Origin of the sequence: Cytobacillus horneckiae (assembly GCF_002835735.1) — a bacterium.
GTDB lineage: Bacteria > Bacillota > Bacilli > Bacillales > Cytobacillaceae > Cytobacillus > Cytobacillus horneckiae.
Window position 1 is genome coordinate 1 of sequence record NZ_PISD01000067.1, and the last position, 9,072, is coordinate 9,072.

The following is a 9,072-nucleotide window of genomic DNA, read 5'->3' on the forward strand; positions in this document are numbered from 1 at the left end:
GGTGAATAAATAGAGTTTATTTACCGGAACGAGCATCGAGTGAGTATGTTTAGGTGAATAAACAGGAGCAGTAACCTTTTTCTCTGTTATATTGATTAATTTTCGATTGTAAAAAAGCATTCCTTTTAATTAAGGGATGCTTGAAAATTATGTATAAAATTTAAAAGAACTCATATAAACCATTCACAAAATAATCATATGTTTTGTCATCAATTATTTTTTCTCCATATCCTTCATAGAAAATCTCTCTATCTATTTCGTTATTAAATGCATTTGGTTTGGGGCGAATAGCTATAGAAACATCATATCTCGGGTCTCCATATGTACCGCCAGCCCAATCAATTACCCCTGTAACTTTTCCATTATGGACTAGTACATTATCAATGGTAAAATCCCCATGAATGAACGTCTGCTTTATTATTGACGGCTTATTCATTTTCATATTTTTTAGTATTCCTTCTGTGCCATCGACCTTGTAGTGTTTTAAATTGTATTCAGCATTGAAAAGCATTTCATCAATCCAACATTTGTCGTGCAGCAATTCTTTAGGACAAGGCGTTGAATGAATCCGAGATAGAATTTTCCCAAAATTAAAGATAAGCTCATTTCTTTTTTCTTGGTTTTTTTCCTTATTTAAAGCTGTTCTCAATGTGTCCCCTTCGAGAAACTCAAATAGAGCCCAAGCATGATCCTTGCCTCTTTCAGCAACAAATTTTTTCACTTTAGGAACAGGCAAGTTTGTCTTTTCCGACAAGCAGTTTGAAACAGACACCTCTTGGCTTAACCATGAACTATATAACGGTTCTTTCGTTCTTTTTAGAACAAAAACATTTCCTGCGTTTTCGATGATTCCTACATCTGATGTATATCCTTGGCGCGGAAATCTAATTGAAAGAACCTCAGTTACATATTGCTTAATTTCGTTAGGAATTTCATTTATATATATATATGGGCTGCAAATATATTCACCTCAATTTTAACCGACTCTTAAAATTCATCATCAAACTGCATGATTTTACTTTGATTGATTGAATATATACTTATAAAATTGCTTCCTTTAAAATCTTACATTTAGTCATTTTATGCTTTGTTACTTTTTTCCCCTCTATGCGCTCCAAGCAACAGTGTGCAAATAATATATGAGATATTTAAGCAATTGACCTAAATAAGGAGTTATAAATGATTGTATTTATCCATCTATAACTCCTTTTGAATTTTCCTAGACATCAATTATGATGATTTATTTCTTTATTTTTGAAACGGTCATCCCATCACCGATTGGAATAAGCAGAGATTCTAATTGAGGGTGATTGGCCACAGTTTCATTGAATTTCTTCATTGTTTCTGTATAGTGTTTACTTCTTGCTGTGCCGACATTTGCTACACTACCGCCAGCAAGCACGTTATCAGTTACAATTAAAGCACCCGGTGCCGCCAGCTTAATGCAATAATCTAAGTAATTTTCATAATTTCCTTTGTCAGCATCGATAAAGAAAAAATCATATTCCTTTTGATTGCTAACGAGTCCTTTAAGACTTTTTAATGCTTCACCGGTAATATATGTTACTTGATGTCTAAAGCCTGCTTTTGCTAGATTACTATATGCTAATTTCGCATATCTTTCCTCTAACTCAAGCGAAGTTAGTTGTCCTTCGCTGCCGAACCCTCTAGAAAGGCAAATTCCACTGTATCCTCCAAGAGCTCCTATTTCCAGAATATTTTTAGCACCAGAAATGGAAACAAGCATCGTCAGAAATTTGCCTGATGAAGGAGATACCGAAATGGTTGGCATTTCATTTTCTTTTATGGATGATAGAACCTCTTCCAAAAGCTCATCCTGTTTATTAAACACTGTATCGATATAATTGTTTATTTCTTTCATCAATTAGAATTCCTTTCTTCACCACAATTTTTTTCTAATATTGGCAAGACCGTTATTTCACTTTCATGTATTTCAAATAATTGCGTATTTAATTCACCTACTCCTATCGGATGTATCGATTGCCGTTCGGGTGTTTTTAACTGTTGCTTTAATGTGGAGCGTTTTAGATTCATCATTTCTAAAAAAGCAAGCGCTCTTCCGCGACGGAACGTTTTTGCCCCATGCCTACCAGACTTATGATCCTTTCCTTCTCCCCGATGACGCCTTTCCTTGCTATACCGTCTTACATTTTCACTTTTCAACAGAAATCCCCTTTCTTGTATACTACTGTATACAAGAAGTCAAAAAAGAAATCATTATATAATTTTTATTCATAAGAATGGCTGAAGAGAATGAATGGTTTTGGGAGCAAAATTTGTAGTGAAGAATAAAAAATTATTGAATAATTAATTTTCGATTGTAAAGTCGTTATAAGACAAATAATCTATTAATAACTTTCTAGCTTTCTCGTAATTTATATACTGGTCATAAAATAGTGGATAACCGGCTATACTTTCTTCAAAGAAACGGTATTGGGGGAAAATATCGAAGAAAGATAATCCAAGCCATTTTACCTGATTCTTCGGTATGGCTTTTGCTCTTTGGACATAACTTAAACTTCCTGCAATATTCATCCAATATACGTTTAAATCACCCGTCAAATTATCCTCTCCTTGGAATTCCATCTTGAAATCCTTTTGTATTTTAGTTGTATCACTGTATGGGAAAGGAGTATATAGGGTTTCCTTTATCATTTTTAATTCCTCATAAATTTGCAGCTTATCTATACTAATCACCACCAATTATTTATTATGTTTTCGGTAAACCAAACAAAGTTATTTATTCTCAAGATTAACCCAATCAATTCCTTTTCTTAGCATATTGAGAGTAAATGCTTCCTCGCTGTTTGGCAGCGGCTGATAATTATAAAGCCAGTTCACCTCGGGAGGCAGGCTCATAAAGATTGATTCTATTCTTCCGTTTGTATCAAGACCAAATTTAGTTCCGCGATCATAAATGAGATTAAATTCTACATATCTTCCCCGTCGTAGGAGCTGCCACCTCTTTTCGTCTTCACCAAACGGTTTCATGTTTTCTTCGACAAGCGGCTTATATATACGGATAAAAGACTCACCAACATCTTTTACAAATGCATATCTTTCCTCTAAAGATATTTGTGGAGTAATTGTTAAACGATCAAAAAAGATACCGCCAATCCCCCTAGTTTCATTGCGATGCTTTAGATAAAAATAATTATCTGCCCATGCTTTAAATTCCTGATAATAGGATTCGTTATGCCGTTCACAAAGGGTTTTTAAGCATTGATGGAAATACTTTGCCTGCTTTACATTAATATAAATTGGAGTTAAATCTATTCCTCCGCCAAACCATCTATCACCATTAGACATTTCAAAATAGCGCACATTCATATGGATAATCGGGATAAATGGGTTAGATGGATGTAAAATAATCGAAACGCCTGTAGCAAAAAATTCATGGCCAGGAGCCAATCCAAGGCCAACAGACATTTTTTCAGATAGAAGACCATGCACATTTGAAAAGTTGACTCCCCCTTTCTGAAATACATGACCATTTTCTATGACTCTTGCCCGTCCTCCGCCTCCGCCGGGACGATTCCATTTTTCTTCTTTAAATACTGCTTTTCCATCTAATTTTTCTAATTCACTGCAAATAGAATCTTGGAGATTTTCAAAGGATTGACTTATGAATGTCTTATCTATTTTTATTGATGATGGTTGTTCTATCTTCGACACTGCCATACACTCCTCTCCAGAAATTAAACAAATGAGCCAACAGAACTTTCGATTCAACATTTTCCTGTTTTCACTAAATTAATTATATATAATTAGGAATATTACGTAAATATTTACATTTTTACCTTTAAGCCGCTTTATCCTTTCACTCCATCTCTAGGATTCCATGAATCTTGCAATTTTCTAAGCTGCAGGATTTGACCTGTATGATAGGCTGTGTGGGTAGTCAGATGCGCTAAATCTAGCGCCCATCTATTGAGTGTATGATTATCAGACTTTTTCACAGCATGCTTCCATTCAGACATAATGTTATCTATTCTTTTCACAGCATCAGCCCAATTCAAATCAGTATTAGTAAAAGTATTTTGCACTCCACTTTCTATATTCGGTATCCCTTTAAACCGGTTCAAATAACGAGAATTATAGTATATTAAGTGATTGATAATTTCGAATATAGAATTTGTAGATTCGCTTTGTTTCCACATAGCTTGCTCTTCTGTAAGACCATCAATAGAATTTAGTAGGGACACAAACCATGTATTTGTATTATGGCAAGCGTCTAATTGTGCTAATAATATTTCTTTGTCACTCATCTGATATCTCCTCCATTTCCTTATGCTTTTATCATTCAATATGGAAGAAATATATCCTGCCTCAAGTTTATAAAGCTAGTTAAAGTTTATTCATTTGCAGGAACCCCCCCTTTTTCTATCGAATATATAACTACAAAAAAATAGGAGGAGCATAGGATGAAACAACGACATGAAGTATTATTTAACCAATTAGAAGCTTACCGAAGCGATATTTTAAGCGTACTTGAAAATGTGACAGGAGAGGAAGCCGAGGTCATTCCTAAGGGATTTAATAATAATATTCGCTGGAATATGGGACATATTTTTCTTGACCAATATTTATGGATTGAGGCTTTAACTAAAGAAAAAGGTGATGTATCAGAACAATTTAATTCATGGTTTGGTTTTGGGACGTCTCCTGGAAACTTCAACATTGAGACGCCTTCATTTGAACAGCTTAAGACTTTACTAAAATTGCAGCCTACAAATATAAAAGAAAAATATGGCTCCAGACTAGAGGAGATATTTCCACCTACTGAGATGGGCATGCAAACGATTGAACAAGTATTAATTCGGACTATTTTTCACGAAGGCATGCATTTACAAGCCATTGTAGATATAAAAAAATGTATTTAATCATCCTGTCTGCTTCTTCTCCTGAAGCTAAAGTAATGGGTTAGTAACGAAGGTTTATTCATCGTGCTAACCCTCCGGCAATAAAAATAAGCATTCCCGCCTATGTGAAGGAATGCCCTGTAGTTTATCATTTTTGCAAGAATCCCTCTATCTCTGACACTACACTTTGGATATCATCCACTAGGGGAGAATGACCGGTATTTAAGACTTTATAAGTTACATCAATATCATGCTCTTTCATGTCATGAATAATTTCTAATGTCATTTGCTCTAATACCATCAAATCATTTTGTCCCCATAATACAAGGACTGACGCATTAATCCGCTGTAATTCTCCTGTACCTTCAGCCACCCCGTTTGAAACAGAACTAAGATTAAATCTATTGGCTGCATCAGCTACATCAACCATATTTCTTTGATTTAATGCGGCTTCCACATCCTTCTCAAGTCTTGCCTTTTCTGGTTTGCTATGAGGATAAACTAGCTGGTTCATAGCTGCTTCAAAGAATGACATTTCTTGAGCCTTTTGAGCATTTAACATCCTATTAATCATGCTATCAGAGGCAATTTCTTCTTTGGATTGAAGTCTGGCACCATTAGAATTATACGCTGGATATCCTCTTGTCGAAATAGAAGCAAGCAAAATTAATTTTTCTACCCTGGAGGGGTAATTAGCGGCAAATTGCATCGCAATTCCCCCGCCATTTGACAAACCTATTAAATGAGAGGATTTTAAATTTAATTCATTACAAAATAATTCAATATCGAGCGCAAAATCATTCAAAGCTTTAATTGGCTTATGATAGGTAGATTTTCCGTAACCGCGTAAATCAATCGCGTATATTGTATATTCAATAGGTAAAGTTTCCAATAATATATCCCACTGATCTGAAGAAGCTAGATTACCATGAATTAAAAGAAGTAGAGTTTCTCCACCCTCTCTTTTTCGATAGAAAAGTGTTTCACCATTATTCAAAGTAATTTCCATCATACTCCTCCTTTATTTAGCAAAATTATCTTTTTTATTACATGCTCCAATCATTAAGAATATGCATCCCAAACAAAAAATTCATTAAGATGTTAGGTTCTTTATAGACTCGGCAATAAATTTTGCATCATATCCTACTCCTTGCAACAAGGCAGATCCGCGCCGGTACTGCCATTGTAAACCAACAAAATATAAACCCGTTACATTTGAAACTCCTCTCCGATGAACTATTTCTCCTTTTTCATTCAAAACCCCTTCTATTTTTAGCCAGGGCAAAATAAATTCAAAGCCAGTAGCCCAAATAATATTGTTTACTTCTAACATAGATCCATCTTCAAAAATGACGACATTTTGCTTTCCGTTGACTACTCTTTTTTTTAAGACCACTTCATTTTGTTTGATTGCGTCTTTTAGTTGTAATCCGAATATTGGATCTCCTTTTCTTTGTATGAGCCGCCCGAGTAGCGAATGATTTTTTGCGTGTAAAATCCCCATTTTTTCAAACCACCAAAAGATACTCTTTTTTTGAAATATTAAGGGAAAATATCTTAATTTTTTACTATGTGCTAAATAAGTCGTTCGTTCCTTTGATAATTCAACAGCTATTTGAGCACCGCTGTTGCCTCCACCAACTACTAGAACATTTCCAGCTGTTAACTGCTTTAAGTTTTTATACTGGGAGGAATGGAGTTGAAAGATGGCAGATGATATATTTCTGGATATTGATGGGATTTTTGGCGTTTGAAATGGACCTGCTGCAATAATCAGATTTTTAGCTTGATATTCATTGTGATTTGTAATAATTAAGAAGACACCATTAACCTTTGATACATGTACAACTTCTGATTTTAGTTGTATTGGTAATTTAAAAATTCCCACGTAACTTTTTAAATAAACAGCGACCTCATCTTTTGTTGGAAAGCCGTTATTTTCACCATTAAAGGGCAATCCAGGCAATAAATTATATCTTCGTGGAGTAAATAACACTAAAGAGTCATATCTCTCTTTCCAGCTCTCACCTATCTCCGCAGCTTTATCCAATATCAAAAATTTTTGGCGAAGCTGTTTTAAATAATATCCTGCTGCCAAGCCTGCTTGGCCTGCTCCTATTACGATCGTGTCGTACATTATTTTTCCACCTCAATACATGAATACATGTTCATATATTGATTTTATTGCAAAACCATTTTAATTTCAATTATTAATCATCCATTTTTAAATAAAACCAGTACTTTATTTTTCACCCCTTTGTCGAAACCCTGCTTTTACATTTTCTATTTGGATAAGATGTTCTCTAATATGTTGAACACGATAGGCTAATAATTGTTTAAATGTAAAATGCCCTGCATCTTGGTACACGCCCACTCTATTGGCTTGTTCAGCTGTTAGCTTGTTTAGAATAGGCAGCATGCTGGAACGAAGTAATTCGAATAGGAGCAGATATTGTTCATGATCTAAATGGTCATATCCTAATGTATTCGCCCATGCCTCCTGATCAGTTGGCATCAATAGCGGCTATCCTCAGCCAAAACTTTTTTTAACCTTTGTGTTGAAACTAGCTCAGAATCCGCTATATGAATGAGTATCTGGTGAATACTCCATTTGTCGAGTGAAGGCTTGAATCTAAGCTCTTCCTCTGCTAAGCCTTCGATTGATTCTCGTAACATTGAATATCCGCAAGCATACTCTTCAATTAAACCCTTCATATTTCCTCCCCCTATTTTCATGAAACTGCCATTGAATAGATTCTCTTTTTTTTGATCTATATCCTTTTGTTTTAGTTCCCCCCTTGGTATAAAGGTAAAACTTGATAAAAAACCGTCCAGACGGTACAATAAAATTACTAAAAAGAAATCAAATTAGGAAAGGAATAATGATGGATTCCAAAGCTAATCAAAAAAGAAAACATATTTTAAACAGTGCCACTCAATTCATACTAGAAAATAGTTTCAGTGATCTAACCCTTGAAGCTGTCGCTAAACAAGCTGGTATTAGTAAAGGCGGACTCTTGTATCATTTTCCTAATAAAGATTTGTTAATAAAGGGAATTGCCGAACATATCTTTGAAGATGTGAGTATGAATTTCACAGAGTTAGCAGAAAGCGATCCAAAGGTGACAGGTAAATGGTGTCGAGCTTTAATCGAATCCTCAAAGCTCGACTTGGAAAATATGGCTGAACAAAATGTAGGCAAACTTGCACTCTCTTTATTAAATTTAGATGCAGCTAAAGATATTTCGGAAATGTATCAATCCATACTTGTCAAATTAGATAAGGATGGCATCGACCCGATAACTGCCACTATGATTCGCTTAGTAATAGATGGCCTTTATTACTCTGAAATGTTAAATATTGCACCATTAGAAAAGGATAAGCAAGAAAAAATATTTCAGCGCTTATTCCAAATGACAGAAAAGGAGACATAAGATGAATTATTTACTTTTAAGCATAGCCATCATCGGTGAAGTTTTTGCCACTTCCATGCTAAAAGCTTCCAATGGCTTTAAGAAAATGTTGCCCACTCTAGGCGTCGTTTTTGGTTATGCCGTTGCTTTTTATGCCTTATCATTATCATTAAAAACGCTTCCGCTAGGGTTAGCGTATGCGATTTGGGCCGGGGTCGGAACTGCACTCACTGCATTAGTTGGCATTGTCATCTATAAAGAAAATTTAAATAGCAAAAAGGTGTGTGGATTAATTTTTATCATAGGCGGAGTCATTTTAATGAATCTTGGCGGAGCTCATTAACAAGGAAGGTGAAGATAATTATGAAAAGTTACATTATATTGGCTCTATCCATTATCTGTGAAGTTTTTGCTACCTCAATGCTTAAATTGTCAGAGGGCTTTACAATTGTATTTCCTTCTATCGGAGTAATTATTGGCTATGCGCTCTCATTTTACCTTATAGCCATTGCACTCAAAACACTTCCCTTAAGTTTGGCTTATGCCATTTGGGCTGGAGTCGGAACGGCGTTAACCGCTTTAATTGGTGTATTAGTATGGGGAGAATTATTTAGCATTTTAAAATTAACTGGATTGGTACTCATAATAGCTGGAGTCGTTTTACTTAATTTTTCAAATCAAAATGAAACGGAAGAGCAGCCATCTGTCTGATGGCTGCTTTTATTTGTGGTTTCGAAAACCCCTGGCTATGCCGGGGGTTCTAAAGAGCTTCAAGC

Annotated in this window: 14 protein-coding genes; 4 read left to right on the forward strand and 10 right to left on the reverse strand. The window is 35.1% G+C overall.

What is annotated here, in order from left to right; all coding sequences use genetic code 11:
• Nucleotides 1-160 precede the first annotated feature (160 nt).
• From CWS20_RS24010 to CWS20_RS24035, 6 genes are all read right to left on the reverse strand, one after another.
• Entirely contained in the window at nt 161-961 is an 801-nt protein-coding gene (locus tag CWS20_RS24010) for a phosphotransferase family protein (protein ID WP_326135480.1), read from the reverse strand.
• A 279-nt stretch (nt 962-1,240) separates the two neighbouring features.
• Complete coding sequence (locus CWS20_RS24015) at nt 1,241-1,882, reverse strand: O-methyltransferase (RefSeq protein WP_066193848.1); 642 nt, start codon at nt 1,880-1,882, stop codon at nt 1,241-1,243.
• Nucleotides 1,882-2,184 carry a hypothetical protein gene (locus CWS20_RS24020; RefSeq protein WP_066193845.1) on the reverse strand — a complete coding sequence of 101 codons (303 nt, stop codon included), beginning with the start codon at nt 2,182-2,184 and terminating at the stop codon, nt 1,882-1,884. Before CWS20_RS24020 ends, CWS20_RS24015 begins: the two co-directional genes overlap by 1 nt.
• 144 nt (nt 2,185-2,328) lie before the next feature.
• Entirely contained in the window at nt 2,329-2,676 is a 348-nt protein-coding gene (locus CWS20_RS24025; protein WP_101226420.1) for a YxiJ family protein, read from the reverse strand.
• 81 nt (nt 2,677-2,757) lie between these two features.
• Entirely contained in the window at nt 2,758-3,702 is a 945-nt protein-coding gene (gene hemF / locus CWS20_RS24030; RefSeq protein WP_066193843.1) for an oxygen-dependent coproporphyrinogen oxidase, read from the reverse strand.
• Between the two features lie 131 nt (nt 3,703-3,833).
• Entirely contained in the window at nt 3,834-4,289 is a 456-nt protein-coding gene (locus CWS20_RS24035) for a DinB family protein (RefSeq protein WP_066193840.1), read from the reverse strand.
• A gap of 156 nt (nt 4,290-4,445) precedes the next feature.
• Here CWS20_RS24035 and CWS20_RS24040 point away from each other — a divergent pair, with 156 nt between their 5' ends.
• Nucleotides 4,446-4,904, forward strand: coding sequence for a DinB family protein (locus tag CWS20_RS24040; protein ID WP_066193836.1), 459 nt, complete (start codon nt 4,446-4,448; stop codon nt 4,902-4,904).
• Nucleotides 4,905-5,031: 127 nt separating this feature from the next.
• Here CWS20_RS24040 and phaZ read toward each other — a convergent pair whose 3' ends face one another.
• The 4 genes from phaZ to CWS20_RS29250 form a co-directional block, all read right to left on the reverse strand.
• Nucleotides 5,032-5,895 (reverse strand): intracellular short-chain-length polyhydroxyalkanoate depolymerase, encoded by an 864-nt coding sequence (gene phaZ, locus CWS20_RS24045; RefSeq protein WP_241504257.1) that lies wholly within the window; start codon nt 5,893-5,895, stop codon nt 5,032-5,034.
• An 81-nt stretch (nt 5,896-5,976) separates the two neighbouring features.
• Entirely contained in the window at nt 5,977-7,020 is a 1,044-nt protein-coding gene (locus tag CWS20_RS24050) for a flavin-containing monooxygenase (protein ID WP_066193833.1), read from the reverse strand.
• A 105-nt stretch (nt 7,021-7,125) separates the two neighbouring features.
• The gene (locus tag CWS20_RS29245; RefSeq protein WP_326135476.1) at nt 7,126-7,398 is read right to left on the reverse strand and encodes a DinB family protein; all 273 of its coding nucleotides are present in this window, start codon (nt 7,396-7,398) and stop codon (nt 7,126-7,128) included.
• Nucleotides 7,398-7,598, reverse strand: coding sequence for a DinB family protein (locus CWS20_RS29250; RefSeq protein WP_326135477.1), 201 nt, complete (start codon nt 7,596-7,598; stop codon nt 7,398-7,400). Before CWS20_RS29250 ends, CWS20_RS29245 begins: the two co-directional genes overlap by 1 nt.
• Before the next feature lie 167 nt (nt 7,599-7,765).
• On the opposite strand from CWS20_RS29250, the gene CWS20_RS24060 reads away from it, so the two are divergent.
• The 3 genes from CWS20_RS24060 to CWS20_RS24070 are packed head-to-tail and all read left to right on the forward strand — an operon-like array spanning nt 7,766 to nt 9,007.
• Nucleotides 7,766-8,317 carry a TetR/AcrR family transcriptional regulator gene (locus CWS20_RS24060; RefSeq protein ID WP_326135478.1) on the forward strand — a complete coding sequence of 184 codons (552 nt, stop codon included), beginning with the start codon at nt 7,766-7,768 and terminating at the stop codon, nt 8,315-8,317.
• A gap of 1 nt (nt 8,318) precedes the next feature.
• Nucleotides 8,319-8,639 carry a DMT family transporter gene (locus CWS20_RS24065; protein WP_066193830.1) on the forward strand — a complete coding sequence of 107 codons (321 nt, stop codon included), beginning with the start codon at nt 8,319-8,321 and terminating at the stop codon, nt 8,637-8,639.
• A gap of 20 nt (nt 8,640-8,659) precedes the next feature.
• The gene (locus CWS20_RS24070; protein WP_066193827.1) at nt 8,660-9,007 is read left to right on the forward strand and encodes a DMT family transporter; all 348 of its coding nucleotides are present in this window, start codon (nt 8,660-8,662) and stop codon (nt 9,005-9,007) included.
• Nucleotides 9,008-9,072: the final 65 nt, after the last annotated feature.

Bases quoted from the DNA above. Each gene is read 5' to 3' on its own strand.
- CWS20_RS24050 (WP_066193833.1), bottom strand. From the start codon at position 7,020: ATGTACGACACGATCGTAATAGGAGCAGGCCAAGCAGGCTTGGCAGCA.
- CWS20_RS24025 (WP_101226420.1), bottom strand. From the start codon at position 2,676: ATGATAAAGGAAACCCTATATACTCCTTTCCCATACAGTGATACAACT.
- CWS20_RS29245 (WP_326135476.1), bottom strand. From the start codon at position 7,398: ATGCCAACTGATCAGGAGGCATGGGCGAATACATTAGGATATGACCAT.
- CWS20_RS24060 (WP_326135478.1), top strand. From the start codon at position 7,766: ATGATGGATTCCAAAGCTAATCAAAAAAGAAAACATATTTTAAACAGT.
- CWS20_RS24070 (WP_066193827.1), top strand. From the start codon at position 8,660: ATGAAAAGTTACATTATATTGGCTCTATCCATTATCTGTGAAGTTTTT.
- CWS20_RS24035 (WP_066193840.1), bottom strand. From the start codon at position 4,289: ATGAGTGACAAAGAAATATTATTAGCACAATTAGACGCTTGCCATAAT.
- CWS20_RS24015 (WP_066193848.1), bottom strand. From the start codon at position 1,882: ATGAAAGAAATAAACAATTATATCGATACAGTGTTTAATAAACAGGAT.
- hemF (WP_066193843.1), bottom strand. From the start codon at position 3,702: ATGGCAGTGTCGAAGATAGAACAACCATCATCAATAAAAATAGATAAG.
- phaZ (WP_241504257.1), bottom strand. From the start codon at position 5,895: ATGATGGAAATTACTTTGAATAATGGTGAAACACTTTTCTATCGAAAA.
- CWS20_RS24065 (WP_066193830.1), top strand. From the start codon at position 8,319: ATGAATTATTTACTTTTAAGCATAGCCATCATCGGTGAAGTTTTTGCC.
- CWS20_RS29250 (WP_326135477.1), bottom strand. From the start codon at position 7,598: ATGAAGGGTTTAATTGAAGAGTATGCTTGCGGATATTCAATGTTACGA.
- CWS20_RS24040 (WP_066193836.1), top strand. From the start codon at position 4,446: ATGAAACAACGACATGAAGTATTATTTAACCAATTAGAAGCTTACCGA.